Annotated in this window: 24 protein-coding genes and 1 riboswitch; of the genes, 5 read left to right on the top strand and 19 right to left on the bottom strand. The window is 70.4% G+C overall.

Annotated elements, in window-relative coordinates; translation table 11 throughout:
• Positions 1–3: 3 nt before the first annotated feature.
• Together JOC24_RS27935 and JOC24_RS27930 are read right to left on the bottom strand one after the other, a co-directional pair.
• A complete protein-coding gene (locus tag JOC24_RS27935; protein ID WP_205023184.1) occupies positions 4–912 on the bottom strand; it encodes a LysR family transcriptional regulator in 909 nt (302 codons plus the stop codon).
• A 90-nt stretch (positions 913–1,002) separates the two neighbouring features.
• Positions 1,003–2,334, bottom strand: a complete 1,332-nt coding sequence (locus JOC24_RS27930) for an aminotransferase class I/II-fold pyridoxal phosphate-dependent enzyme (RefSeq protein WP_205023183.1) — start codon at positions 2,332–2,334, stop codon at positions 1,003–1,005.
• Positions 2,335–2,369: 35 nt separating this feature from the next.
• On the opposite strand from JOC24_RS27930, the gene JOC24_RS27925 reads away from it, so the two are divergent.
• Positions 2,370–3,095 carry a pyridoxamine 5'-phosphate oxidase family protein gene (locus JOC24_RS27925; protein ID WP_205023182.1) on the top strand — a complete coding sequence of 242 codons (726 nt, stop codon included), beginning with the start codon at positions 2,370–2,372 and terminating at the stop codon, positions 3,093–3,095.
• A 14-nt stretch (positions 3,096–3,109) separates the two neighbouring features.
• Here the strand turns inward: JOC24_RS27925 and JOC24_RS27920 are convergent, their stop codons facing one another.
• The 4 genes from JOC24_RS27920 to JOC24_RS27905 form a co-directional block, all read right to left on the bottom strand.
• Complete coding sequence (locus JOC24_RS27920; protein ID WP_205023181.1) at positions 3,110–4,066, bottom strand: DMT family transporter; 957 nt, start codon at positions 4,064–4,066, stop codon at positions 3,110–3,112.
• Between the two features lie 156 nt (positions 4,067–4,222).
• The gene (locus JOC24_RS27915; protein WP_205023180.1) at positions 4,223–5,254 is read right to left on the bottom strand and encodes an EamA family transporter; all 1,032 of its coding nucleotides are present in this window, start codon (positions 5,252–5,254) and stop codon (positions 4,223–4,225) included.
• A 67-nt stretch (positions 5,255–5,321) separates the two neighbouring features.
• Positions 5,322–5,864, bottom strand: a complete 543-nt coding sequence (locus tag JOC24_RS27910) for a Clp protease N-terminal domain-containing protein (RefSeq protein ID WP_374104532.1) — start codon at positions 5,862–5,864, stop codon at positions 5,322–5,324.
• 211 nt (positions 5,865–6,075) lie between these two features.
• Positions 6,076–6,672, bottom strand: a complete 597-nt coding sequence (locus JOC24_RS27905; protein WP_205023179.1) for a PadR family transcriptional regulator — start codon at positions 6,670–6,672, stop codon at positions 6,076–6,078.
• Positions 6,673–6,880: 208 nt separating this feature from the next.
• On the opposite strand from JOC24_RS27905, the gene JOC24_RS27900 reads away from it, so the two are divergent.
• Complete coding sequence (locus JOC24_RS27900) at positions 6,881–7,702, top strand: PhzF family phenazine biosynthesis protein (RefSeq protein ID WP_205023178.1); 822 nt, start codon at positions 6,881–6,883, stop codon at positions 7,700–7,702.
• Between the two features lie 30 nt (positions 7,703–7,732).
• Here JOC24_RS27900 and JOC24_RS27895 read toward each other — a convergent pair whose 3' ends face one another.
• Complete coding sequence (locus JOC24_RS27895) at positions 7,733–8,512, bottom strand: CPBP family intramembrane glutamic endopeptidase (RefSeq protein ID WP_205023177.1); 780 nt, start codon at positions 8,510–8,512, stop codon at positions 7,733–7,735.
• A 95-nt stretch (positions 8,513–8,607) separates the two neighbouring features.
• The gene (locus JOC24_RS27890; RefSeq protein ID WP_205023176.1) at positions 8,608–10,113 is read right to left on the bottom strand and encodes a glutamate-cysteine ligase family protein; all 1,506 of its coding nucleotides are present in this window, start codon (positions 10,111–10,113) and stop codon (positions 8,608–8,610) included.
• Positions 10,114–10,604: 491 nt separating this feature from the next.
• Here JOC24_RS27890 and JOC24_RS27885 point away from each other — a divergent pair, with 491 nt between their 5' ends.
• Together JOC24_RS27885 and JOC24_RS27880 are read left to right on the top strand one after the other, a co-directional pair.
• Positions 10,605–11,219 (top strand): hypothetical protein, encoded by a 615-nt coding sequence (locus JOC24_RS27885; RefSeq protein WP_205023175.1) that lies wholly within the window; start codon positions 10,605–10,607, stop codon positions 11,217–11,219.
• Positions 11,220–11,510: 291 nt separating this feature from the next.
• Complete coding sequence (locus tag JOC24_RS27880) at positions 11,511–11,717, top strand: DUF5999 family protein (protein WP_205023174.1); 207 nt, start codon at positions 11,511–11,513, stop codon at positions 11,715–11,717.
• A gap of 70 nt (positions 11,718–11,787) precedes the next feature.
• Here the strand turns inward: JOC24_RS27880 and gcvP are convergent, their stop codons facing one another.
• On the bottom strand, positions 11,788–14,673 hold the full coding sequence (gene gcvP / locus JOC24_RS27875; protein ID WP_205023173.1) for an aminomethyl-transferring glycine dehydrogenase: 2,886 nt from the start codon (positions 14,671–14,673) through the stop codon (positions 11,788–11,790).
• A 192-nt stretch (positions 14,674–14,865) separates the two neighbouring features.
• Positions 14,866–14,961, bottom strand: a riboswitch (glycine riboswitch).
• Between the two features lie 133 nt (positions 14,962–15,094).
• Between gcvP and JOC24_RS27870 the strand changes: the two genes are divergently transcribed.
• Positions 15,095–15,466: a PRC-barrel domain-containing protein gene (locus JOC24_RS27870; RefSeq protein ID WP_205023172.1), complete on the top strand. Its 372-nt coding sequence runs from the start codon at positions 15,095–15,097 to the stop codon at positions 15,464–15,466.
• On the opposite strand, the gene JOC24_RS27865 is transcribed toward JOC24_RS27870, so the two are convergent.
• The 10 genes from JOC24_RS27865 to JOC24_RS27820 all read right to left on the bottom strand — a co-directional run bounded on the left by JOC24_RS27865 (position 15,388) and on the right by JOC24_RS27820 (position 25,463).
• On the bottom strand, positions 15,388–16,854 hold the full coding sequence (locus tag JOC24_RS27865; RefSeq protein ID WP_205023171.1) for a DNA polymerase IV: 1,467 nt from the start codon (positions 16,852–16,854) through the stop codon (positions 15,388–15,390). The genes JOC24_RS27870 and JOC24_RS27865 overlap by 79 nt on opposite strands.
• A gap of 70 nt (positions 16,855–16,924) precedes the next feature.
• Positions 16,925–17,545: a MerR family transcriptional regulator gene (locus tag JOC24_RS27860; RefSeq protein WP_205023170.1), complete on the bottom strand. Its 621-nt coding sequence runs from the start codon at positions 17,543–17,545 to the stop codon at positions 16,925–16,927.
• Positions 17,546–17,715: 170 nt separating this feature from the next.
• Positions 17,716–18,189: a bifunctional nuclease family protein gene (locus tag JOC24_RS27855; RefSeq protein ID WP_006123076.1), complete on the bottom strand. Its 474-nt coding sequence runs from the start codon at positions 18,187–18,189 to the stop codon at positions 17,716–17,718.
• Positions 18,190–18,242: 53 nt separating this feature from the next.
• The gene (locus tag JOC24_RS27850) at positions 18,243–18,986 is read right to left on the bottom strand and encodes a transcriptional regulator FtsR (RefSeq protein WP_205023169.1); all 744 of its coding nucleotides are present in this window, start codon (positions 18,984–18,986) and stop codon (positions 18,243–18,245) included.
• Positions 18,987–19,028: 42 nt separating this feature from the next.
• Positions 19,029–19,940, bottom strand: a complete 912-nt coding sequence (locus JOC24_RS27845; protein ID WP_205023283.1) for an FHA domain-containing protein — start codon at positions 19,938–19,940, stop codon at positions 19,029–19,031.
• A 61-nt stretch (positions 19,941–20,001) separates the two neighbouring features.
• On the bottom strand, positions 20,002–20,838 hold the full coding sequence (locus JOC24_RS27840) for a DUF881 domain-containing protein (protein WP_205023168.1): 837 nt from the start codon (positions 20,836–20,838) through the stop codon (positions 20,002–20,004).
• 5 nt (positions 20,839–20,843) lie between these two features.
• Positions 20,844–21,176: a small basic family protein gene (locus JOC24_RS27835; RefSeq protein ID WP_003970459.1), complete on the bottom strand. Its 333-nt coding sequence runs from the start codon at positions 21,174–21,176 to the stop codon at positions 20,844–20,846.
• On the bottom strand, positions 21,173–22,093 hold the full coding sequence (locus tag JOC24_RS27830) for a DUF881 domain-containing protein (RefSeq protein WP_205023167.1): 921 nt from the start codon (positions 22,091–22,093) through the stop codon (positions 21,173–21,175). Before JOC24_RS27830 ends, JOC24_RS27835 begins: the two co-directional genes overlap by 4 nt.
• 153 nt (positions 22,094–22,246) lie before the next feature.
• Positions 22,247–24,742, bottom strand: a complete 2,496-nt coding sequence (locus tag JOC24_RS27825; RefSeq protein WP_205023166.1) for a mannose-1-phosphate guanyltransferase — start codon at positions 24,740–24,742, stop codon at positions 22,247–22,249.
• Between the two features lie 112 nt (positions 24,743–24,854).
• The gene (locus JOC24_RS27820) at positions 24,855–25,463 is read right to left on the bottom strand and encodes a CDP-alcohol phosphatidyltransferase family protein (RefSeq protein WP_205023165.1); all 609 of its coding nucleotides are present in this window, start codon (positions 25,461–25,463) and stop codon (positions 24,855–24,857) included.
• Positions 25,464–25,681 lie beyond the last annotated feature (218 nt).

Genomic DNA, 25,681 nt, shown 5'->3' with positions numbered 1-25,681 from the left:
ACCTCAACCGCTTTCCGGCGCCCGGCCCGCGGAGCGCAGGGCCTCGACGGCGGCCCTGATCGAAGGGCGCCGGTCCGCGTCCGCGCGCCACACCACGTGGACATGACGTCGCATCGGCTGCCGCACGGGCACCAGACGCACACCGTCCGGAACCGGCCCCCGCCCCAGCCGGGGCGCCACACAGACCCCGAATCCGGCCGCGATCAGGGCGAGTTGCGTGTGGTGCTCGCCTGCGAGGTGCGCGATGCGCGGCTCGATGCCCTTGGACCGGAGCGTGAACATCAGCCAGTCGTGACAGAACTCGCCCTCCGGCCAGGACACCCAGTCGTCCTCGGCGAAGTCCTCCATGTCCACCTCCGTGCGGTCCGCGAGGGGGTGGTCCGAGGGCATGGCGATGTCCGGTGCGTCGTCGAGCAGTTCGGTCTTGCCCAGACCGACGGGGACCGGCAGGCGCTTGTTGCTCCAGTCGAGCACCACGGCGAGATCGACATCCCCGCGGAGCACCGAACGGATGCCGCTCTCCGGCTCCTGCTCGGTCGTACGCAGCTCGAGTTCGGGGTGCTTCGTGCGGAGTGCGGTGAGGGCGGCGGGGAAGAGCCCGCGGGCGGCGGTCGGGAAGGCCGCGATCCGGACCTCCCCCACCACCTGGCCACGCTGGGCCTCGATGTCGGACTGGGCGGTCTCCACCTGCGAGAGGATCTTCGCGGCGTGGTCCGCGAGCAGCCGGCCCGCGTCGGTGAGACGGACTCCCCGCCCGTTCCTGGCCAGGAGCCGCTGCCCCACCTCGCGTTCCAGTTTGGCCATCTGCTGGGAGACCGCCGAGGTCGTGACGTGGAGGCCGCCGGCCGCCCCGCTCACCGAACCGTGCCGGGCGAGGGCATCCAGCGTACGCAGGCGCTCCAGATTCAACATGTAAGCGATGCTACGTCTGTCACACCGTGAAGCATCAGCTGTTCTACGCCTTCCCGCTCGGGAGGACGCGGTCGTCGCACACCCTGCCGCTCAGCCGTGCCCGACCGGCCGGGCGGGGCGCGCCGCTGCCGCGACGGCGTCCGCGAGGGGTTCGATGTCGGCGGCACACAGCGACGAGACGGTCAGACGCATCCCCTGCGGCGAGGTGAGCCGGAACCGCGCCCCCGGGGCCACCGCCCAACCCGAGTGCAGCATCCTGGCGACGGCCCCGGTCTCGTCACTCACCGGCACCCAGACGTTCATCCCGGTCCGCCCGTACGCCGCGATCCCCCGCTCCCCCAGCGCCCCCACCAGTGCGTCACGGCGACGCCCGTACGAGCGGGCGACCGCCGCCGTGTCCACGGCATCCGTCGCCCACAGGTGTGCCACGGTCCGCTGCAGCAGCGCGCTGACCCAGCCGGGCCCGAGGTGTTGACGGCCCGTCACCCGGTCGACGGTCAGCGCGTCCCCGGTGAGCACGGCGAGCCGCAGATCGGGGCCGTACGCCTTGGAGACGGACCGGACGAACGCCCAGCGTTCCGTGACGCCGGCGAGGGGATGGACCGGCAGGTCGACGATCGCGTGGCCGTGATCGTCCTCGATCAGGAGCACGCCGGGGTGCTCGGCGAGGACGGACCGCAACTCGTCCGCCCGCAGACGCCCCACGGCGGCACCGGTCGGATTCTGCGCCCGGTCGGTGACCACCAGAGCCTTGGCTCCCGCCCGCAGCGCACCCTCCACATCCCCCGGCAGCGGACCCTCGTCGTCCAGGGCCACCGGGACGACGTGCATGCCGAGCGCGGGGATCAGGTCCAGCAGGGCACCCCACCCCGGGTCCTCCACCGCGACGGCGTCACCGGGCCTGAGATGCGCCGACAGCACCCGTTCGATCGCGTCGAGCGACCCCGACGCGAGTGCCACCGGCCCCGCCGGAAGGCCGTCTGAGTCCAGACCGGCCCGCACCAGTTCGGCCAGTCGCGGAACCACCGGGTCGTCGCCGTACATGCCGGGCCGACGGGCGTACGCGTCCGAGGCGACAGCCAGCGCCGGTCCGAGCGAGGGCAGGAGAGCGGGGTCGGGATTGCCGTCACCGAGGTCGCGCACCCCCGGCGGGGCCTCCACGCGAAGCGATCCACGCGCCGTGGTCGCGGGCCGCGGCCTCACCCGACTCCCCCGCCGCCCCGCCGTCTCGATCACTCCACGTTCGCGCAGCGTCCGGTACGCGGCGGCGACCGTGTTCGCGTTGACACCGAGCAGAGTCGCCAACTCCCTCATGGGAGGCAACACATGACCGGGCTCGAGGTCACCTGCGGATACACCGCACTCCACACTCGCGGCGATTTCGGATGCGCGTCGCCCACTGATCCGATACTCTCCTAGCACAAACGACAGTATGCACTAGTGCAATGGAGTACGCAATGCCGGACACCGTTACGCCCGACAGCACCGGCCGCCCCGGGGCCACGGCCTACGAGGCGACGGAACGCACGGTCCCGACCCGCGCCAGGGAACGCGCCTCGTACGACAGGGAGACGGTCCACGCGATACTCGACGAGGCGTACCTCTGCCACCTGGGCTTCGTCCGCGACGGCGCGCCCGTCGTCCTCCCGACGCTCTTCGGCCGGGTGGGCGAGCGGCTGTACGTCCACGGCTCGACGGGATCGCGCCCTCTGCGCGCGACGGGCGCGGCCGATCCCGGCCTCGCCGTCTGCCTGACCGTGACGCACGTGGACGGCCTCGTACTGGCCCGTTCCGCTTTCCACCACTCGATGAACTACCGCTCCGTGGTGGTCCACGGAACCGCCCGTACGGTGACGGACCCGGAGGAGCGGCGCATCGCGCTCGACGCCATCGTCGACCAGGTGGTGCCGGGCAGGTCGAAGGACTCGCGTCCGGCGGACGCGAAGGAACTCGCCGCGACCGCGGTGATCCGCCTCGACCTCGACCAGGTCTCCGCCAAGATCCGCACGGGTGGACCGAACGACGAGCCGGAGGACCTCTCCCTGCCGCACTGGGCGGGCGTGGTCCCGGTGGCCCCGGCATACGCGGCGCCGGTGCCCTCCGGCGACCTGGACCCCGCCGTCCGAGTGCCGGACTACCTCACCGCGCCGAGGCCCGACAGCGGCCTGTCTCCCGCAGGGTGACGGGGCGGGGCGGGTCAGGCCCCCACGGCTGCCCGGCGGCGGGCCGCGGCGGCACCGCGCGTCTCGGCGAGGGCCAGTCCCGCCACGGCGGTGAGCAGGATCAGCGTGCCGACGACCGTGGCCGCGGTGAGCCGTTCCCGCAGCACGGTCACCGCGATGACCGCGGCGCTCACCGGCTCGAGCAGCATGATCACGGATACGGTCGCCGAGCGGACGGCCGCGGCACCCGCGAAGTAGAGCGCGTACGCGAGTGCGGTCGGCACCGCCGCCACGTAGACGAGCAGCAGTAGCACGTGCCCCGTCTCGGCGGTGTGCGGCACGAGGCCCTCGGCAGCCGCCATGGGCAGCAGCCCCACGGCTCCGATGCCGAAGGCCCACGCGCTGGTGGCAAGGGGGTCGCCCGCCTCGCCGTCCCTGCCGAGATACCGGGTCAGCAGCGTGATCGCCGCGTAGCCCGCGGCGGACAGAACGGCCAGCAGCAGCCCCACGGGCCGGACTTCGGCTGATTCGCCACCGAGCACCAGCACGGCGAGACCGGCGAGCGCTCCGGCCACCGCGGCGAGACCGCCCCCACCGAGCCGCTCCCCCATGGTCAACCGCGCGCCGACCGCGATGAGGACGGGCCCCGCGCCCAGCGTGACCACGGTCCCCACGGCGAGCCCGGTCGCCTCGACCGCCGCGAAGTACGCGCTCTGGAAGACGGTGAGACCGATGCCCGTCCCCAGGATGCGCAGCAGCCGCCTGCGACGTGGCTCGTCGGAGGTGCGCGGGCGGCCGGGACGCAGCGCCAGCGCACCTGCCAGCAGGACGAGTCCGCCGGCACAGCGCCAGAACGACAGGGCCAGAGGCCCGAGATCGCTGATCCGGAACAGCAGGGATGCGGCAGCCCCCGCCGTACCCCAGGCAATGCCGGCTACGACGAGATAAACCAGGCTCCGCCCGACGGGCGGACCGGCGACAGGGTGGGACACGTGACTCTCCGGAAGAAGGGGGGTGGTCGGTCGCTCGGCTCCGCGCGGGCAGCGACGAACCGCTCGGGGCGTACCCGAGCCCGGCCTTAGTCCGGAGTGGCCGCCTCGCGCTAGGCGACAGGAGGCGGCAGTACGGTCTGCGGCATGGCCGACACCCTACGACGGGGGCTGAGGCCGGGACAACTCGCTCCCGACAGCGGTCGCGTGCGCCGGGGCCGCCACCGCGGCCGTCGCACCCGGACCCGATGCCACCGGACCCGACGGCGGTCTGGGCGCGGACGACTGCGCGATGAAGGCGCCGATCAGCACCACTCCGCCGCCCACGAGCTGCGGCGCGGAGAGGTGTTCACCGAGCAGGACCCATGCGAGCACGGTCGCGATGACCGCCTCGAGGCAGGCGACGACGCCCGCCACCTGGGGCGAGAGCAGCCGTACCGACACGACACCGGTGACGTAGGCGAGCACGGTCGCGAGCAGCACGATCCAGCCGAGCAGCAGCCACGCCGGGACGCCGTGCCCGCCCATGTCCGCGCTGCCGCCGAGTACGGACCAGTCCATGCCCCAGGGCCGGGCCACCACCGTGAGCACGACCGTGCCGACGAGCAGTCCGTACGCGATCACACCCACGGGGTGCGGGGGGTCGGTGTCCGCCGTGTCCCCGTGGCCGGCGCCCTGGTCCGACAGGACGAAGTAGCCCACCTGGCAGCACGCTGCGCCGAGTGCGAGCAGCAGCCCGATCGCGTCGAAGCCGAGACCGGCCCACACCTCCACGACGCAGGCGAGTCCGCCGACCGCCAGCACCACACCGGCCGCGGCGGCGCGGGTGACGGGCCGTCGCTGCACGAAGCGCACCCAGCCGAGGACGAGCGCGGGTGCCAGGTACTCGATGAGGAGTGCGACGCCGACCGGGATGCGCGAGAGCGAGGCGAAGTAGAAGGCCTGTACGCCGGCCACGGCGAACAGACCGAAGCCGGCCAGCAGAACGGGCCGCTCCCGCACGAGATGCCGGTGCCGCCAGGCGACCGGCAGCATGACGAGGGCGGCGCCGGCCACCCTCAGCCACACGACGTGCAGCGGGTCGAGCCCCGCCTCGATCAGCGGCTTGGCCGCGACCCCTGAACCACCGAATGCGAAGGCCGAGCCAAGGGCCAGGCCCAGACCGGCGCTTCTCGCCTGAGACGCGTGCATCGGCACATCATGGCAGCAGGCGTCATCAGCGTCACCCCTGTCACACCTGTCCATGCCGTGTTCATGATCACCCCCGCGGAAACCCCCGGGGCGCCCGGTCCGACGCACGGGCGCCGAGCGATTCCACCGCGACCCCGGCCCGCTCCAGCACCTCGACCGCACGGCTCCGCGGATCCGCGACCAGCGCCGCCAGGAGATCGAGTCCATCGGCGTGGACCTCCCCGCGCAGCAGCGCGCCGCGGCCGGCACGGTCCAGGGCCGCCGTCGCCGTGGCGGACCACCCGTCGCCCGGGGGCACCCGTACGGCGGGGAACCCGCCCGAATCCTCCTGCGTCCCCTGCCAGCGGAGGCCGTACCCGATACTGCGCTGCACGAGGTATCCGAGCACCCTGGCCAGTTGCGACCCGCCGTCGAAGACCTCCCGGACAGCTGGATCGGACTCGACCAGGGAGTGCAGGAGATGAGCCGTGTCGACATGACGGTCACCGTCGCGCACGGCCCGCCTGCGCGCGCCGGTCACCACGGCGGCCATGGCGCCGCTCAGTCCGTCACCGGCCCACGGGTGGGTCGGCGGGGCTTGTTCGGGGATCCCTGACGTCCGGATGTGCACGTCTCCACCCCATCAGCCCCGGAGGGCGGACACATCCCCCGGCTCGGCCCATCCACCGTCCCGCGAAAGGCGGGGACAGCGGCGAGGTTCCTCATCCTTGCGGATGAGGTCGCGATCCTCGCGGGTGAGGTCGCGCCGTCCGGGGCGACGTGGCGTACCGAGGAAGGGCCCCACGAGAGGGCCCTTCCCCCACCTGTGCGTGTCGCACGGCTCAGTGCTCGTCGGCGAGGATCAGGTACAGCTTCTTGCGGGCGTCGTTGATCACGGTGAGGGCCTTCTGCCGCTGGTCGGCCGAGCCGGTCTTCCAGACCTGGCCGAACGCCTCCATCAGACCGAAGCCGGCCTGCCGGATCTCGTTCACACCCTCCCAGTCGACACCGCGCCCAGCCTCCTCCCAGGGGGCGTCAGGGCCGGACTCGGCCTCACTGCGGCCCAGGTCGGTGAGGGTGAACAGCTTCTTCCCGCCCTCGCTGGCGTTGGTGATCAACCCCTCGTCCTCCAGCAGTTGCAGCGTGGGGTACACCGAGCCGGGGCTGGGCTTCCAGGCCCCTCCGCTGCGCTCGCCGATCTCCTGGATCATCTCGTAACCGTGCATCGAGCGGTCCTTGAGCAGCGCGAGGATCGACGCGCGTACGTCACCGCGCCTGGCCCTCCCCCGGCCACCGCCCCGACCGCGGCCGCCACCGAAGGGCCCGCCGCCGAAGGGCGGTCCGAACGGGCCGAACGCGGCGCGGCCACCTTCGAAGTCACCCCTGCCGGGGCCTCGCCGCCCGGGGCCGCATCCGTGGTCGTCTCCATGTGAACGCATGACCGCGCTCCTTTCGTCATTGTCCTTACGCGACCCTTCGTCGAACTGTCGCGACACTTCGACGATATATCGGAACGTATCGTCTGACAAGCGTCTCGCCGGCCGGCGACCTCACCGGCTCGGACGCGCGGGAGCAGCAAGCCCGAGGGGCCGCGCATCCGTGATTGGCCTTGGACCGCTCGAGGCGGCCCCGCCTACGGTCGGCTCCATGAAGATCCGTATCGTCGACGCGTTCACCGACCGCCCCTTCGCCGGCAACCCCGCCGGAGTCGTGGTCCTGGACTCGGCGGCCTTCCCCGAGGCGGACCGCCTCCAGCTCGTCGCGTCCGAGCTCAATCTCTCCGAGACGGCGTTCGTCCATCCGCTGCCGCCGGGCGGTGAGGCCGACTGGGCGCTGCGCTGGTTCACCCCGGCCACCGAGGTCGATCTGTGCGGCCACGCGACACTCGCCACCGCCCATGTGCTGCACACCACCGGGATCGCGAGCGGCACGGTGCGCTTCGCCACCCGTTCCGGCGTCCTGGGCACCACAGTCCACTCCGACGGCAGCCTGACGATGGACTTCCCGACAGCGCCGCTGACACCCGTGTCCGCCCCGCCCGGGCTGGCGGAGGCCTTGGGCGCGTCACCGCTCTCCGTCCACGACACGGGGGAGCACGTCGGTGACCTCCTGGTGGAGCTGTCCGACGAGGCTGCCGTGCGCGCCCTGCGGCCGGATTTCGCATCACTCGCCTCGTGCTCCCGCCGGGGAGTCATCGCCACCGCGGCGGCCGAGGACCCCGCGGGCGCCTACGACTTCGTCTCCCGGGGTTTCTTCCCTCGGGTCGGTATCGACGAGGACCCGGTGACCGGCAGCGCCCACACCGCCCTGGCGCCGTTCTGGTCGGCACGATCGGGCCGCGACGACCTCGTCGGACTCCAGGCCTCCGCCCGGTCGGGTCTGGTACGCACCTCGCTGCGCGGCGGTCGCACACTACTGACGGGCAGCGCCGTCACGGTGATCGACGGGGAGCTGCTGGCCGGCTTCTGAGGGCCGCGGGAGCGGGGTGGGCGGCCCCGCTCACGGGGTGGGCAGCCAGCCCACCTTCCCCGCGAGCAGCGCGTATCCGACGAACGCCCCGATGTCGAGCAGGGCGTGCGCGACGATGAGCGGCCCGACCCGCCCCCAGCGCCTGTACAGCAGCACGAAGACGACGCCCATGACCATGTTCCCGATGAACCCGCCGATCCCCTGGTACAGGTGGTACGAGCCGCGCAGCACGGAACTCGCCGCCAGGGCGGCCATCGGCGTCCACCCGAGCTGCCCCAGCCGCCGCAGCAGATAGCCGACGACGACGACTTCTTCCACGAGGGAGTTCTGCACCGCGGAGAGGATCAGTACGGGGAACTTCCACCACACATCGGGGAGCGACTCCGGAACCACCGTCAGGTTGAATCCCGCGGCCCGCGCCGCCAGGTAGAACGCCAGCCCCGCGCTGCCGATCCCGGCCGCGACCATGGTGCCCCGGCGCAGATCCGGCCAGGGCCTGGTGCGGTCGAATCCGAGGGTCCGCAGGCCGGCACCCTCCCGAAGGAGCAGGTGGGCCACCAGCGCGACCGGCACGAGGGCCGAGGCGATGCCGAACATCTGCCAGGCCAGGTCCAGCCACGGCCGCCCGGGGGCGTACGAGCCGTTCAACGTCGCCGCCTGGTCCTTGAGACCGCCCGGTTTGGTCAGCGACCCGACGAAGCTGATCAGGGCGGACACCCCGCTGGCCCCGAGCGAGAGAGCCAGCACGAGGAGCGTCTCAGACCGCAGGATCCGCCGGGACACCCCCTCGTGAGGAATGCATTCAGCCACGAGCCCCGCCTCCACCTGTACACCTGCCGTCAGCCATGCGTGGTCATAGCTTGCCCGACGGGGCCGTGGCGGCGGGACACCGGGCGGCCGTCTCCTCAGGGGGCGGGAAAGCCGACGGGCCAGGTGTGCACCGGCTCACCCACCTGCATCAGCTCTCCGTAACGGCGGGTGGTGGCCGCGAGCGCACCCTCCCGTTCGAGTCCGGCCTCCAAGGCGCGGTGGTACGTGTCGACCTGCCAGGAGGCGCCGTTGACGCGGAGCCGGCAGCGCTCCTCGATGACGCCGAGGTAGCGGTCACGGTCCGCGGGTTCGATGTTCCAGGCGTCGAGCCCGGCGGCCGCGAGCGGCAGCAGTTCGTCGCGTACGAGGTCGACGGCGCGCACCTTCGCCACGCCGCCGGAGCGGCCGGGGCGCGGCCAGAGCAGCTCGGCGTCGATCCCGTGGCGGCAGGCGGCGTCGAAGTTCTCCTCTGCCGCCTCGAAGGGCAGCCTGGTCCACACGGGCCGGGTCTCGTCGGCGAGCGCGCGCACCAGTCCGTAGTAGAAAGCGGCATTGGCGATGACGTCGACGACCGTGGGGCCGGCGGGCAGGACCCTGTTCTCCACCCTCAGATGGGGAACGCCGTCGGCCAGCCCGTATACCGGCCGGTTCCACCGGTAGACCGTGCCGTTGTGCAGGACGAGTTCGGCCAGTGACGGCACACCGCCCTCGTCGAGGACCCTCAGCGGATCCTCCTCGTCGCAGATCGGCAGCAGGGGCGGGTAGAAGCGCACGTTCTCCTCGAAGAGCTCGTACGCGGAACTGATCCAGCGCTCCCCGAACCAGGTTCGCGGGCGGACGCCCTGATTCCGGAGTTCGGGCGGCCGTACGTCCGTGGCCTGCTGGAAGAGCGGCGGCCTCGACTCCCGCCACAGCTCCTTGCCGAACAGGAAGGGAGAGTTGGCTCCGAGTGCGATCTGCACCGACGCGACGGCCTGGGCCGCGTTCCAGACGTCCGCGAAGCGGTCCGGCGTCACCTGCAGGTGCAGCTGGACCGATGTGCACGCGGATTCCGGGGCGATCGACGCGGAGGTCGAGACCAGGCGCTCGACGCCTTCGATATCGAGTATGAATTCCTCGCCGCGCGCGGCCGCCATTTGATCGTTGAGGAGCGTGTAACGGTCGACGTCCGACAGGTTCGCCGACACCACGTCGTCCCGCCCCAGCGTCGGCAGGATGCCGATCATCACGATGCCGGCGTCGACCTCCGCCGCCTTCCTGTGGGCATAAGCGAGCCCCGTGCGCAACTCCTCGGCCAGCTGATCGAATACCCGACCGCTCAGCCGGTGGGGAAGAATATTCACTTCCAGGTTGAACATCCCCAGTTCCGTCTGGAAATCCCGGCTGGCGATGCGTTGGAGCACCTCCGCATTACGCATCCTCGGCATGCCGTCCGAACCCGCGAGATTCAGCTCGATCTCCAGCCCCATGAGATTCCTGGGGCGTTCGAACCTCCGCTCCGACAGGAGCCTCTCCAGCCCCGTCAGGCACTGGGTGAGCTTCTCGCGGTACGCCTGCCGATCGGACGGGGCGAACGCGCCCGCCACGACCTTCTCACCCATCGAAGGGTCCCTCCTCGAGTGGGCGGCCCGCGGCCCAGGCCGCTCGCATCACGTTCGATAATGCCCCGCCGAGATGATCCGTAACGTCCCCGCGGTCCACGGACACCCAGTAGTCTGGGAGCTGAAGCCGGAGGCACATTCCGAAGGCATGAGGCATATGCGGTTCGCACGGTCGAGGTGCACGGCTGATACACCGATGGGTTTCAGCCTACCGCCGCATCGGGAAAGTACCTGGCGACGGGGGCCGGGCAGGACCCGAATCCACAGGAAACGTGCAATTCAAAGGCTCGAATCCTCCTTGCGCGCAATACGCGGGACGGGTAGCCGAAACATAGTGTGAACATTTGTCGTATAAACTCTGCGAACGAGGCAGAGAGTTGACGCATCGGCCCGTCCGCCCCGTCACCGGCCTTCCTCTGGCCCCGCACGCCGACAGCGCCGTCTGCACCCGCCCACGCATCACCGTGTCTCCAAGTGAGAGGCAACCCACTATGCCGCTGCATGTTTCCCCGGCCCCAGCGCCCGCACTGCGCAGCGTTCTCGCGGCCCTCGGTTCTCCTACCGCGGTCCGCGAGGCCCACACGCCCGCCCTCCGCTCCGTCCAGGGAGCGATGAGTCCCGAACTCCCGCTGCCCGTCCACGTACTGGACCGGATCGTGCCGCACGAGGCCGAGCCGCGCACCCGCCTCGCCGGCTGGCGATTCCTGATCCGCAGCGGTGAGCGCGTCGTCGCCGCCGCGGACACGATGCTCACCGCCGACGGCTGGACCTTCTCGCACTTCTTCGAGGGCCCGTACATCGTCTCCACCGAACTGGCCGTACGGCAGGCGGAGTCGACGACGAATCGGTACCAGCCGCGCCTGCTGTCGGTACCTGAGCTGTACATGTTCACGCTGTGGCTGCATCACGACGTCGACGCCGACGCCGGCAGCGGCGCACTCGCCCCGAGCGATGTGCTGGTGCCCCTGGCACCCGCGCCTCCGGGCATCACGGCCCACCGTCCGCACCGGGTCGCGGACCTGCTTCCGGTCATGACACTCCGTGTCGCCCCGGCACCGCTTCCGGACCTTCCCGAAGTCCCCGGCCTCCTCGGGTCGCCCGCCTGACCGCTCTTCCCCACGCGCCCCCGCCGAGCTGCTGCCCGGCGGGGGCGCGTCGTTGCCCGTCCGGACTAGTCCGGTCAGGTCACCCCGAACCATCCGAACGGACAGTGCAGTTGGATTGAACCGTCCGGCCGGGTGATGCGGAATGGGAGGAGAACAGCAGCTGCCGCGAAATCCCTGCGGAGAGACGTCCGTAGGGCAACACTGGGACCGGACCGACCTGATACGGGGGCGGCCACGACCACACCGTCCACCCGCAGGACATTCGACTCGACGCAGCGAAAGAACCCAGCCATGTGCCAGCACCAGCCCCCCTGCCCGACCGCCGACTCCAACGACCGGGAAGCCGCACGCCTGACGGCGCACCACCCGGAGCAGGGCTGGAGCCTGCTGTGCAACGGCGTCCTGCTCTTCGAGGACACCGGTGAGCTGCTCCCGGACGGGCAGATCATCGCCCCGCACCGCCCGCTGAAGGGCGGCCGGGTGATGAAGGCCGCCTGACCGCGGCCGACCGGACACGGGGGCCGGCCCGGAGAAGCTCCGCACCGGCCCCGACGCGTGTACGCCCGGCCTACTGGTCGTACTCGTCCAGCGGAGGGCAGGAGCAGACCAGGTTGCGGTCACCGAACGCGCCGTCGATCCGGCGCACCGGCGGCCAGTACTTGTCCGACGGCGTGACGCCGGACGGGAAGACCGCCTCTTCGCGGGTGTAGCCGTGGGTCCACTCCCCACCGAGCGCCGCGGCCGTGTGCGGGGCGTTGCGCAGCGGGTTGTCGTCCGCGCTCCACACGCCGGAGGCGACCTTGTCGATCTCGCCGCGAATGGCGATCATCGTGTCGCAGAACCGGTCGATCTCGGCGAGGTCCTCGCTCTCGGTCGGCTCGATCATCAGGGTCCCGGCCACCGGGAACGACATGGTCGGCGAGTGGAAGCCGTAGTCGATCAGCCGCTTGGCGATGTCGTCGATGCTGACGCCGGTCGCCTTGGACACCGGGCGCAGGTCCACGATGCACTCGTGCGCGACCAGACCGGCCGGGCCGTTGTACAGGACCGGGAAGTGCGGTTCGAGCCGCTTGGCGATGTAGTTGGCCGCGAGTACGGCGACCTGCGTCGCACGCTTCAGCCCCTCGCCCCCCATGAGGCGTACGTACGCCCACGAGATCGGCAGGATGCCCGCCGAGCCCCACGGAGCGGCCGAGATCGGGCCGATACCGGTCTCCGGGCCCGCAGCGGGCTGGAGGGGGTGGTTGGGGAGGTACGGCGCCAGGTGGGCGCGCACCCCGACCGGACCGACGCCCGGGCCGCCGCCGCCGTGCGGGATGCAGAAGGTCTTGTGCAGGTTCAGGTGGGAGACGTCGCCGCCGAAGTGGCCCGGCTTGGCGAGACCGACCAGCGCGTTGAGGTTGGCGCCGTCCACGTACACCTGGCCGCCGGCGTCGTGCACCTCGCCGCAGATGTCCGCGACGTGTTCCTCGAAGACACCGTGCGTGGAGGGGTAGGTGATCATGAGGACGGCGAGCTCGTCACGGTGCTTCGCGATCTTGGCCCGGAGATCCTGTATGTCGACCTCGCCGTCGTCGGCGGTCTTCACCACGACGACCTTCATGCCGGCCATGACGGCGCTCGCGGCGTTGGTGCCGTGCGCGGAGGACGGGATCAGGCAGACGGTGCGCCCGTGGTCCCCGTTGGCCCGGTGGTACGCGCGGACGGCGAGCAGCCCGGCGAACTCACCCTGCGAGCCCGCGTTGGGCTGGATGGAGACGGCGTCGTAACCGGTGACCTCGGCGAGGCGCTCCTCCAGCTCACGGATGAGGGTGAGGAAGCCCTGCGCCTGCTCGGCCGGCGCGAAGGGGTGCAGCGCACCGAATTCGGGCCAGGTGATCGACTCCATCTCGGCGGTCGCGTTGAGCTTCATGGTGCAGGAACCCAGCGGGATCATGCCGCGGTCCAGCGCGTAGTCGCGGTCGGCGAGCTTACGGAGGTAGCGCAGCATCGCAGTCTCGGAGCGGTACTGGTGGAACACCGGGTGCGTGAGCACGGCGTCGGTGCGCAGCAGTCCGTCGGGCAGCGCCTCGGCCGCCTCGGCGTCCAGGGCCTCGATGTCGCCACCGGCGCCGAAGGCGGCCCAGACGGCGGCGATCCGGGCACGGGTGGTCGTCTCGTCGCAGGCGACGGAGACGTGGTCGGCGTCGACGAGGCGGAGGTTCACGCCGCGCTCACGCGCGCCGGCGACCACGTCGGCCGCCGCACCGGGCACCCGGACGGTGAGCGTGTCGAAGTAGGCGTCGTGCACGACCTCGGCCCCGGCGGCCCGCAGCCCCTCGGCGAGGATCACGGCGAAGCGGTGGGTGCGCCGGGCGATCGTCCGCAGGCCCTCGGGCCCGTGATAGACGGCGTACATGCCGGCCATGACGGCGAGCAGCACCTGGGCGGTGCAGATGTTGCTGGTGGCCTTCTCCCGGCGGATGTGCTGCTCGCGGGTCTGCAGCGCCAGCCGGTAGGCCTTGTCGCCGTCCGCGTCGACGGAGACACCGACGAGGCGGCCGGGCAGGCTGCGGGCGAACTTCTCGCGTACGGCCATGAAGCCGGCGTGCGGTCCGCCGAAGCCCATCGGGACACCGAAGCGCTGTGTGGTGCCAACGGCGATGTCCGCGCCCAGCTCGCCGGGCGAGGTGAGCAGCGTCAGGGCCAGCAGGTCGGCGGCGACGGAGACGATCGCGCCCAGTCCGTGCGCCTGCTCGATGACGGGCCTGATGTCCCGTACGGCACCGGAGGCACCCGGGTACTGGAGCAGCACGCCGAAGACGCCGCGCTCGGCGACCTCCGCCGGGATGCCCTCGGTGAGGTCGGCGACGACGACCTCGACGCCGGTCGGCTCGGCGCGGGTCCCGATCACGGCGATGGTCTGCGGCAGCGTGTCGGCGTCGACCAGGAAGACGCCGCCCTTGACCTTGCCGACCCGTCGTGCCAGCGCCATCGCCTCGGCCGCGGCCGTGCCCTCGTCGAGCAGCGAGGCACCCGAGGTCGGCAGTCCGGTGAGGTCGGCGACCATCGTCTGGAAGTTGAGGAGGGCCTCGAGCCGCCCCTGGGAGATCTCCGGCTGGTACGGCGTGTACGCGGTGTACCAGGCGGGGTTCTCCATGACGTTGCGCAGGATCACCGGCGGGGTGAACGTCCCGTAGTAGCCGAGCCCGATCATCGGTGCGAGCACCTGGTTGCGGTCGGCGAGGCTGCGCAGCTCGGCCAGGACCTCTGCCTCGGTGCGGGCCTCGGGGAGGTTCAGCGCCTCGGCACTCCTGATCACGTCGGGCACCGCGGCAGCGGTGAGCTCGTCGAGGGAGCCGTAGCCGACCTGGGCGAGCATCTTCGCCTGAGCCCCGGCATCGGGCCCGATGTGGCGGTGCTCGAACGGAATGCCCTGCTCCAGCTGGGAGAGCGGAGTGCGACGGGGGGTCATGTTGGAGGCCTCCTGGTCTGTCACGACCTGCGAGGGGCGCCACGGCGTGGCTGCCCGGACGGCCTCCCCCTCTGTCATCTGACCTGAGAGCTTCACCGGCACGCCCAGGGCATACCGGTTTTCACCGTCGGTGAGGGAGGTGCCCGTCGCGGCGCGCTGCCGTACGGATCCCGCCCTGCTTTCCAGAGTGACCTCGTCCGTGCGGTACGGGGGCCTGAGAGATTCCGGGGAGGAGTTGCTCCTTCGGCGCCTCCGGACCACTCCGGAGGACTCTCCCGCACAGGGTCAGCAGCCGTGTTCCAGCCTACCAGCGGGGTGGGCGCGGGCCGTCTCGAGTGGCCGACGGCCCGGATCTGGCTTTTCGTAGTGCCTGTGGAGCAGCCGCGACCACTTCATGGAGTCGTGACCAGTGGGAGGCACCGTGCAGACCGACATCGATCCGCGCAGCCTGATCGGACGCAAGGCCTTCGACCGTCAAGGTGCCAAGATCGGGACGGTGGACGAGGTCTATCTCGACGATGCCACCGGGGTGCCCGAGTGGGCCGCCGTACGCACCGGCCTGTTCACCAGGGACGCGTTCGTCCCCCTGGAGCCGAGCGAGTTCGTCGACGGTGCCCTGCTGATCCCCTTCGACAGGTCGCTGATCAAGGACGCGCCCGACTTCGGCGTGGGCCGCCACCTGTCCCCCGAGCAGGAGCTGCAGCTCTACCGCCACTACGGGCTCGACTCGTCCTCCTCCGCCGGCACGGGCCCCGACAGGGACTTCGGCAAGCTGGCCGGCCACGAGGAGTAGTCCGCCGCCTCCCGGACCAGAGGCAGTGGGTCGGCGGGCCTCAGCGCCGGATCGCCGACGAGGAACGTGCGCACCCGGCCGGGGGGCGTCCACGGTTCCTCGAAGCGCACGGTGACACGGCCGACACCACTGCCCTGCACCCAGCCGTGACCGTGGACGTCGTGCCGTACGTCGTGCCCGGCCTGCCAGCGCCGCAGGGCAGGCTGTTCCCCGCTCCCCCGGGACTCCGCTCCCGACGCTTCGTCCGGTGCCCCGCCCCGCCCGTCGGTGGTGGCGGCGTCGGCGGCCGCGGACTCCTCGGCCGCGTGTTCCGCGTCGGCAGCCTGCGCGAAGAGATCCTCCTGCGTGAAGTCCGCCAGGCCGGTGACACCGACTCCGAGCAGCCGCACACCGCCGGTCGTGTCCACGGCCTCCAGGAGCCGCGCTGCGGCCTCCCTGACCACCGTGGGCTCGTCTGTGGGGCCACGCAGCGTCTCGGACCTGGTGAGGGTCGAGAAGTCGTATCGGCGCACCTTGAGGACGACCGTGCGCCCGGACCGCCCCGCGGTCCGCAGCCGCCGCACACAGCGGTCAGCCAGGCGCTCCACCTCCGTCCTGACGCGCACCCGGTCGTGCAGGTCGACGTCGAAGGTGTCCTCGACCGACACCGACTTGGCGTCCCGCTCGGCGACGACGGGACGATCGTCGTAGCCTCGCGCCATGCGGTGGAGCGCCACTCCGTGCGCCTTGCCCAGCAGTCTCACGAGCTCCGCCTCACCGGCCTCCGCCAGGTGACTGACGACGGTCATCCCGGCGCGCCGGAGGTGGTCGCCCGTGGCGGGCCCCACACCCGGGAGGGTACGCACGGACATGGGTGCCAGGAGCTCACGCTCGGTGCCGGGCTCGATCAGCAGCAGCCCGTCCGGCTTCGCCTCCTCCGAGGCGATCTTGGCCAGCATCTTGGAGCCGGCCAGACCCACCGAACCGCTCAGCCCGGTGACGCCCTTGATCACGGTGCGCAGCTGCTCACCGACCAGACGGGCGGACGCCGAGTCGTCGGCGACCCCGCCGGCCTCCAGATCGACGAAGGCCTCGTCCAGGCTGAGCGGTTCGACGAGCGGGGACAGCCGCCCCAGAAGCTCCATCACCTGGTCGCTCACCGTCCGGTAGAGCGCGAAACGCGGGACCAGATACGCGGCGTTGGGCGCGAGCCGCCTCGCCTGCGCCATGGGCATCGCCGAGTGCACACCCAGACGCCGGGCCTCGTACGAAGCGGTGGCGACCACGCCGCGCGTCCCGAGGCCGCCGACGACCACAGGTTTGCCGCGCAGGCTGGGCTTCGCCGCCTGCTCCGCAGAGGCGTAGAAGGCATCCATGTCCAGATGCAGGATGGTCGGCGCGGCTCTCACACCGACCGATGCTGCCCTACACCACTGACAACCGCCCCGCCCGGCACCCGGGCCGCACCGCCCCGGCGGCTCAGACCGCGCGGTTGCGTCGCCGCGCCAGTTCGTCGGCGGGGTTGTTGCCGATCAGGGTCTCCCCGGTGTCGACGCGCTCTCCGTGGAGCTGGGACAGCGCCGCGTCGACGTCCCGCCACACGACGCCCACGGCGATGCCGAAGACGCCCTGACCCCCCTGGAGCAGCTTCACGACCTCGTCGGGCGAGGAGCACTCGTAGACCGTCGCTCCGTCGCTCATCAGGGTCATCCGCTCGAGATCCGTGAATCCGCGGGCCCTGAGGTGCTGGACGGTGGTGCGGATGTTCTGGAGGGCGACCCCCGTGTCCAGGAACCGCTTGACGATCTTGAGGAGGACCACGTCCCGGAAACTGTAAAGACGTTGCGTCCCCGACCCGTAAGCCGGGCGCACGCTCGGCTCCACCAGCCCCGTACGGGCCCAGTAGTCGAGCTGTCGGTAGGTGATCCCGGCCGCCGCACACGCCGTCGGCCCTCGATAGCCGATGTCCCCTGCCCCTGCTGCCACACCGTCCGCTGCCACCACCGCCGGCTGAACCGGCTGTCTGATGGAGTGGTCGGCTGCACTCCCGTGCTGCCGGTACGGCCCACCCTCAGCCGTACCGTCGCCGCTACTTCTCACGCCGACCTCCGTCCTAGACCTGCCACCTCGAAGGTAGGCAGTCACCAGGGGTGCGTCAACGATCGCCACACTCGGCACGCCGAGTGATAATCACCCTGAGGGTGGTTTCCCGTGACTGATTTCCGGGAAAGGCTTGCCGGATGCGCTGACGCCCCCGCCGTTCAGGACGGTCACTGGCTGTTGGTACCGAAGTCCTCCGGCGAGATCTGGTCGAGGAACTCGCGGAACTTCTCCACCTCGTCCTCCTGCTCGTCCGGGATGGCGATGCCGGCGTCGTCCAGCACACCGTCACTGCCGTAGATCGGCGTGCCGGTGCGCAGGGCGAGCGCTATGGCGTCGGACGGCCGGGCGCTCACCTCGACCCCACTGGCAAAGACCAGCTCCGCGTAGAAGACCCCTTCCCTGAGGTCCGTGATCCGGACCTCGGTGAGCTCCTGGCCCACGGCCTCGAGCACATCCTTGAAGAGATCATGGGTCAGCGGCCTGGCCGGAGCCATGCCCTGCTGGGCGAAGGCGATCGCGGTCGCTTCCCCAGGGCCGATCCAGATAGGGAGATACCGGTCGCCTCCCACTTCACGCAGGAGCACGATCGGTTGGTTGGAGGGCATTTCCACCCGGACACCCACAACGTCGAGCTCGTTCACACAGCAACCCTAGGACGTGCCCGCCATGTTTGGATAGTCGGGCTCCTCCGCCCTCAGTGGAAGCCGGCCTTCAGCGCGGTCATCACGAGCGCCGCGTGAAGCCGGACCGAGAGCTCCGCCAGCTCCTTCGCCGTGGCCTCGGCATGGGCCCTGGTCTGCGGATTCCGGTGCCGGCGCAGCGGCGCGACCACCTGTTCGACCAGGCCGGCCTCGCGCTCCGCGGCCGCTTTGACAGCCCGCAGATGCCGCGGTTCCAAACCGAATCGGCCCAGATCCGCCACCAGACGCGCCACGTTCACCGCCTCGGCATCGTAGCTGCCCCCGGAGGCGGGCACGATCAGCCCGTACGACTCCCACTCGTCCAGCTGCTCCTCGGTGGCCTCAGCGGCGGCCAGGAGCTCCGGGCGTCCGATACGGGCAGCGGTGGCCCGCCCCGGGTCCTGGTCCCTGAGCGGGTCGACGGGCTCGCCAGGCCCGCCTGGCGACGGCAGCGCCGCCTGCTCACCGCGGGCCAGGGCTTCCAGATGCTCACGGATGACCTTGAGCGGGAGGTAGTGGTCCCGCTGCATGCGCAGCACCTGAGCGAGCCGCTCGACGTCGCCGGGGCTGAACTTCCGGTAGCCCGACGGCGTCCGCTGGGGGTCGATCAGGCCTTCCGCCTCCAGGAAGCGGATCTTGGAGATGGTGACTTCAGGAAACTCGTCGCGCAGCTGCAGGAGCACCGTGCCGATGCTCATCGCGCGCTCGCCTGCGGCGGCGGTGCCGTGACCGGCACCGCCTGTCGGTGTTCGCAGCATGGACCTTCCTGGGGGTTCCCCCGGACGGAGTCCGGGGGAGGGTCACACGCCCCGCTGGCTGGCGTAGAAGACCAGCCGGTACTTCCCGATCTGGACTTCGTCACCGTTGGTCAGCGCGACGGAATCGATGCGCTCGCGATTGACGTAGGTGCCGTTGAGGCTGCCGACGTCGCCCACGGTGAAACTACCGTCCGGGCTCCTGTTGAACTCCACATGACGCCGCGACACGGTCACGTCGTCGAGAAAGATGTCGCTCTGAGGGTGACGGCCCGCCGTCGTCAGGTCGCCGTCCAGCAGGAAGCGGCTGCCGGAGTTCGGGCCGCGCCGGACCACCAGCAGCGCGGATCCCGCCGGCAGGGCGTCGACGGCGGCCTGGGCCTCCGGGGAGAGCGAGGGAACGGCCGTCTGGCCCGTCGCCTCGGCCTCGTACGCCTCGATACCGGAGATGGAGATGGTCGAGGTCGTCTCCGAGGCACGCTCGGGGACCCCGCCCCGCAGCGGCGCGCCGCAGTTGGAGCAGAAACGGCTGGCCTCGGCGTTCCGATGCCCGCACCTCGTACAAACTGGCATGGACGAGCCCTCCGGAGCAGGGCCGAAGCCTCCACCCGTGTTCGAGGTCGATGATTCACCGAAACCTATGCGTCCCGCACCTCCAGGGTCAACGGACGGCGCGCCGGACCCGCCGGCGGCCCCCTGGACCTCGTCGCGGAAGAGCGGGCGCTCCGAGCCCTGCTCCTCGGCACCCTGACGCGGAGCGCGGTGGCGGGCAGCGCTGTTGCTGTCCTCGCGGGCACTCTTTCCGAACAACTTCGCAAACAACTTCACGGGCGTTTCCCCTTGACCGAAATAGACCCGCCCGTGGGGCAGGACGAACCCTGAATGAACACACCTGCCGACCCGGACATCTTCACAACGTCCGTATCCACCCGACAGTTTCCACCACGCGTCACCGATCCGTTGCGCCGACCCCCCGCAACCTGACGCCCGTCTCCTTCGAACACCGCGCGCCGCCCTCTCACCGGGACGACGATCGAGCGTAATCAGGCTGCTTCGCCGGCCGCAAGGCGTCCACGACGATGTCCTCGGCGCGTGTCACCTCCGCCGTGGCCTGCTCCTTCTCCAGCGTCTGCACGACACCACCGGGGATGTTCAGAGCGGGCTCCAGGTCCTGCGGCTTGCCGATGACCTTGAACGCGTAGGGGGCCTCGATCTTCCGCCCGTCGACCTTCAGCTCTCCCCCGTCACCGGAGAAGTACGTATTGGCCACCACGCGTACACCATTGATCTGGATCGCCTCGGCGCCCGCGGCCCTCAGCTCCTGGATGGTGTCGAGGAGCATGTCCGCCTCCACCGCGCCGCTCGGGTCACTGATGGTCAGCGTGATGCCGGGGCCGTGCGCCGCGACCGTACCCGCCAGGATACCGAGTTGGCGCTCCTTCTCGAGCGTCTGCTTACGCGCCTCCTCCGCCTGGTCGGAGCTGTTCTCCAGCTCCGTGCGCTGGTCGTCGAGACGCTGCTTCTCGTCCTCCAGGCGCTGGGTGCGGTTGTCGAGCTCGTCGAGGATGCGGACCAGGTCCTCCTGACGGGCGCCGCGCAGTGCGCTGTTGTCGCTGTTCGACCTCACCTGGATGGCCAGCCCGAGACCGAGGACGAACAGCAGGAGCGCCACGATCAGTTGGGCTCTGCTCACCCTGGGCGGCCAGAGACCTGACCGCAGCCGCTGGCGGCCGGAGGCCTCCTCGGGCCGGACATCGGGAGACGGTGCTGGTGCGGGCGCTTCGGGCGGGAGCGCACCGTCGGAACGCTCGCGGCGGTGGTTGTGTCCGCCGCCCGGGTGCTGTTCGTTGCTCATCGGCGTCAGGCCCGGAAGACGTGCCGGCGGATGGCCGCGGCGTTGGAGAAGATCCGGATGCCGAGCACGACCACCACACCGGTGGAGAGCTGGGCTCCGACGCCCAGTTTGTCGCCGAGGAAGACGATCAGGGCGGCCACCACGACGTTCGAAAGGAACGACACCACGAAGACCTTGTCCACGAAGATCCCGTCGAGCATGGCCCGCAGACCGCCGAATACGGCGTCGAGCGCGGCCACCACGGCGATCGGCAGATAGGGCTCGACCACCGCCGGCACTTCGGGCCGGACCAACAGTCCGACCACGACTCCCACGACGAGGCCCAGTACGGCGATCACGATGTGCCCTTCCCTGTGTCTGCCGCACCACTGCCCGTGTCTGCGGCCTGAGGCTCTGCTGTACGCACGATCAGGCTGGGCGCGGCAGGAAGACGTACCTTCTCCTGCTCGGAGATGCTGGTGCGGATGTCGAAACTCTCGTGCAGCGCCTGAAGATACTGGCCATCGGCACTGTCCTGGAAGGCGGTGGCGAGCTTTTTCCCGTCCCCCACCGCCAGCACCGTGTACGGCGGCACGAGCGGCCTGTTGTCGACCAGTATGGCGTCGCCCGCCGCCCTGATCGCGGAGAGGGCGGTGAGTCGCTGCCCGTTGATGGCGACCGCCTCGGCGCCGGACTGCCACAGTCCGTTGACCACGCGCTGCATGTCCCGGTCCCGTACGCGCCCGGTGTCGGCGAAGCCGGTGGACTCACGGGGCCCGCCACCGCCCTGGTCGGTGTCCTCCGCGTCGTCCACGACCAGCTTGATCCCGGGGCCCTCGACGGGGGTGGCGCCCGACAGCAGCGCCACCAGGCCGCCCTGGTCCCCACCGTGCTCCTGCAGTGCCTTGCGCTGACGCTCACCGACGTCCTTGCGCAGCCCGTCGACGTCCGCCTCCAGGGCGTCGGCCGTGGACGTCTCGGCGTTCACCCGGTCGATGAGCTCCTCGCGCTCCTTCGCCACGACCGGCGCCGCGACCTGGGCCTCGGCGGCGCCGAGTGTCACCACGAGGGCGGCCAGCACCAGGCCCGCGGCGAGGCCCAGCTTCGCCTTCAGGGTGCGAGGCATGCCCTCTGTGCCGTCGGCGCGGCGACGTGCCGAAGCCTCGGCGTATCCCTCGTCGAGGCTGTGTTCCATCACGGTGGTCAGCAGCGACATGGACGCGTCGGGGCGAGCACGCGGCGGAGCGCTACTCCGATCGGGGGGCGGCTGCGACATGCCGCACATCGTCGCACGTCATGCCTGCTGCCGCCGAATGGCCCCGCCGTCGGTCCGGAAGCCGCGGCACACGGCTTCCGGACCGGGGCGTACGACCATGGCCCTTCGTTCGGCGGATCAGGCCGCAGCCCGGCCCGATCCGAACGAGGAGCGCTAGTCGCCCGCGCTGTCCACGACGGCTGCCCACTCGTCGAGCAGCGCCTGGGCCGAGGCGTCGTCGGGGCCCTCCGCCCACAGGTGGGTGACGGCCTCGGAGGGGTCGGGCAGCACCATCACCCAACGGCCGTCGGTCTCGACCACGCGAACACCGTCGGTGGTGTCCACGTTCCGCTCTCCGGCGGCCTCCACCACCCGGCGCATGACGAGCCCCTTGACCGCCCACGGTGTGGCGAGGTCACGACGCAGCACATGGGCGCGCGGGATGCGGGCATCGATCTGGCTGAGGGTGAGCTGTGTCCTGGCCACGAGTCCGATCAGCCTGACGAAGGCCGCCGCACCGTCGAAGACGCTGCTGAACTCGGGGACGATGAAACCGCCGCGGCCGTCACCGCCGAAGATGGTGGTGTCTTCCCGGCCCACACGGGTCAGATCGTCGGGTGACGTGGTCGTCCACTCCACCTGCGTCCCGTGATAGGCCGCGACCTGCTCGGCGACGCGCGTGGTCGTCACGGGCAGGGCCACCCGCCCGCTCCTCCGCTCGGCCGCCACGAGGTCGAGCATGACCAGGAGCGCACGGTCGTCCTCGATGATGCGGCCCCGCTCGTCCACGAGGGACAGCCGTTCACCCACGGGGTCGAACCGCACACCGAAGGCGGCCCGCGCGGACGACACGATCTCGCCGAGGCGCACCAGTCCCGCACGCCTCGACTCGGCCGACTCGGTCGGGCGCGACTCGTCGAGCCCCGGGTTGATGGTCAGCGCGTCCACGCCGAGGCGTCCCAGGAGGCTGGGCAGCACGAGCCCCGCGCTGCCGTTGGACGCGTCCACGACGACCTTGAGCCCCGCGTCGGCGATGCCCGCCGTGTCGACGTTGCGCAGGAGCGAGCCCGTGTAGGAGTCGAAGACGCTGGACGGGAAGTGCAGGTCTCCGATCTCTCCGGGGAAGGCCCTGCGGTACTCCTGGCGTGCGTAGACCCGGTCCAGCTTGCGCTGGCGGGCCTGGGAGAGGTCGGCTCCCCGCTCGTCGAAGAACATGATGTCGACCGAGTCGGGTACACCGGGCGACGTCCGGATCATGATGCCGCCGGCGCTGCCCCGCGCGGTCTGCTGCCGGGCCACCGGCAGCGGTACGTTCTCCAGGTCCCGGACGTCGATGGCGCTCGCCTGCAGCGCCGAGATGACCGCCCGCTTCAGCGCACGGGCACCACGGGAGTGGTCACGGGCGGTGGTTACCGTCGCGCCTTTCTTCAGGGTCGTCGCGTACGCCCCGGCGAGCCGTACGGCGAGTTCCGGGGTGATCTCGACGTTCAGGATGCCGGAGACACCGCGAGCGCCGAAGAGATGCGCCTGACCACGCGACTCCCAGATCACGGAGGTGTTGACGAACGCGCCGGCTTCGATGGTCTTGAAGGGGTAGACGCGGACGTTGCCCTGGATGATCGACTCTTCGCCGACCAGACACTCGTCACCGATGACGGCGCCGTCCTCGATACGCGCCGCCCGCATGACGTCGGTGTTCTTGCCGATCACACAGCCGCGCAGATTGCTGTGCTGACCGACGTAGACGTTGTCGTGCACGACGGCCCGGTGAAGGAACGCACCGGATTTCACCACGACGTTCGAGCCCACCACGGTGTGTTCACGGATCTCGGCGCCGGCTTCGATCTTGGCATAGTCACCGATGTAGAGCGGCCCCCGCAGGACGGCGTCGGGGTGGACCTCGGCCCCTTCCGCGACCCAGACCCCCGGGGAGATCTCGAAGCCGTCGAGTTCGACGTCGACCTTGCGCTCCAGTACGTCGGCCTGGGCCTTCACGTAGCTCTCGTGCGTGCCCACGTCTTCCCAGTAGCCCTCTGCGATGTAGCCGCAGATCAGCTTGCCGTCCTTCATGAGCTGCGGGAAAACGTCACCGGACCAGTCCACCGAGGTGTCGGCCTGGACGTAGTCGAAGACCTCGGGCTCCATGACGTAGATGCCCGTGTTCACGGTGTCCGAGAAGACCTGGCCCCAGGTGGGCTTCTCCAGGAACCTCTCGACCTTTCCCTCTTCGTCCACGATCGTGATCCCGAATTCCAGCGGGTTCGGGACCCGGGTCAGGCACACCGTGACGAGGGCGCCCTTTTCCTTGTGGAACGCGATGAGGTCGGTGAGATCGAAGTCGGTGAGGGCATCGCCGGAAATGACCAGGAAGGTGTCGTCCTTCAGTGCCTCCTCGGCGTTCTTCACGCTCCCCGCGGTGCCGAGTGGCTTCTCCTCGTTGGCATAACTGAGCTCCATCCCGAGCTCTTCGCCGTCGCCGAAGTAATTCTTGACGAGGGAGGCGAGGAACTGGACGGTGACCACGGTCTCGTTGAGCCCGTGCCTCTTGAGCAGGCGTAGCACATGCTCCATGATCGGCCGGTTGGCCACGGGCAGGAGCGGCTTGGGCATGCTTGAGGTCATGGGGCGAAGGCGGGTGCCTTCACCGCCTGCCATCACGACGGCCTTCATGTCGGAAACGTCCTCCTCGAAGAGACGACGGTCTGGCCGACTTCGCCCGTCGGGGCAACACCACGACTATCCGGTGCGGGCCGGCGACGCTGCACGGCACCACGTCAACGAGCTAATCGGCTGCTTGATCCGCCTTGACGAGACGGCGGACCTGGACCACGTAAAGGATTCCTGCCCACCAATACAGGGTTGTACCCCATCCGGCGAACGCCCATCCGAAAATGGTCCCCAGCGAAGCAAGCCAACCACTTCCGTCGCTGAGCAGCAACAAGGGGAAGGCGTACATCAGGTTGAATGTTGCAGCTTTGCCGAGGAAGTTCACCTGCGGCGGCGGATAGCCGTGACGGCGCAGGATTCCCACCATGACGAGGAGCATCAGCTCGCGGGCGAGGAGTGCGGCAGTGAGCCACAGTGGCAGGATCTCGCGCCAGGTGAGCCCGAAGAGGGTCGACAGAATGTAGAGGCGGTCGGCGGCCGGGTCCAGGAGCCGGCCGAGGCTGCTGATCTGGTTCCAGCGCCGGGCGAGCTTGCCGTCCAGGTAGTCGCTGATCCCGCTCAGCATCAGGACCAGCAGGGCCCAGCCGTCACTGTTGGGTCCGCCGAACACGGGGCGAAGGATCAGCCACAGGAAGAGCGGTACGCCGAGGAGACGAGCCGTGCTGAGGATGTTGGGGATGGTGAGTACTCGGTCCGTCTGAACTCGAGTCTCCTGGACCTCCACCCGGGGGCCTCCTGTGAGGAACGTGCCAATGATGCCCCCTGACCTTACCCTCAGCCGCCGACGGCCGGTGCACAGGGGTACGGGAGAACGGGCCGTGAACGCAGAAAAGCCCCGTGCCACAAAGGCACGGGGCTTTCCCGGAATAATTGTTCGGCGGCGTCCTACTCTCCCACAGGGTCCCCCCTGCAGTACCATCGGCGCTGAAAGGCTTAGCTTCC

Origin of the sequence: Streptomyces sp. HB132 (assembly GCF_016909575.1) — a bacterium.
Taxonomy (GTDB): Bacteria; Actinomycetota; Actinomycetes; order Streptomycetales; family Streptomycetaceae; genus Streptomyces.
Note: the sequence above shows the minus strand (reverse complement) of the source record. Positions and strands in the feature narration are given on the sequence as shown.

Bases quoted from the DNA above. Each gene is read 5' to 3' on its own strand.
- gcvP (WP_205023173.1), bottom strand. From the start codon at position 14,673: ATGACCCCCCGTCGCACTCCGCTCTCCCAGCTGGAGCAGGGCATTCCG.
- JOC24_RS27905 (WP_205023179.1), bottom strand. From the start codon at position 6,672: ATGCGTTCACATGGAGACGACCACGGATGCGGCCCCGGGCGGCGAGGC.
- JOC24_RS27885 (WP_205023175.1), top strand. From the start codon at position 10,605: ATGCCGCTGCATGTTTCCCCGGCCCCAGCGCCCGCACTGCGCAGCGTT.
- JOC24_RS27880 (WP_205023174.1), top strand. From the start codon at position 11,511: ATGTGCCAGCACCAGCCCCCCTGCCCGACCGCCGACTCCAACGACCGG.
- JOC24_RS27915 (WP_205023180.1), bottom strand. From the start codon at position 5,254: ATGCACGCGTCTCAGGCGAGAAGCGCCGGTCTGGGCCTGGCCCTTGGC.
- JOC24_RS27825 (WP_205023166.1), bottom strand. From the start codon at position 24,742: ATGAAGGCCGTCGTGATGGCAGGCGGTGAAGGCACCCGCCTTCGCCCC.
- JOC24_RS27935 (WP_205023184.1), bottom strand. From the start codon at position 912: ATGTTGAATCTGGAGCGCCTGCGTACGCTGGATGCCCTCGCCCGGCAC.
- JOC24_RS27840 (WP_205023168.1), bottom strand. From the start codon at position 20,838: ATGAGCAACGAACAGCACCCGGGCGGCGGACACAACCACCGCCGCGAG.
- JOC24_RS27925 (WP_205023182.1), top strand. From the start codon at position 2,370: ATGCCGGACACCGTTACGCCCGACAGCACCGGCCGCCCCGGGGCCACG.
- JOC24_RS27830 (WP_205023167.1), bottom strand. From the start codon at position 22,093: ATGTCGCAGCCGCCCCCCGATCGGAGTAGCGCTCCGCCGCGTGCTCGC.
- JOC24_RS27900 (WP_205023178.1), top strand. From the start codon at position 6,881: ATGAAGATCCGTATCGTCGACGCGTTCACCGACCGCCCCTTCGCCGGC.
- JOC24_RS27850 (WP_205023169.1), bottom strand. From the start codon at position 18,986: ATGCTGCGAACACCGACAGGCGGTGCCGGTCACGGCACCGCCGCCGCA.
- JOC24_RS27890 (WP_205023176.1), bottom strand. From the start codon at position 10,113: ATGGGTGAGAAGGTCGTGGCGGGCGCGTTCGCCCCGTCCGATCGGCAG.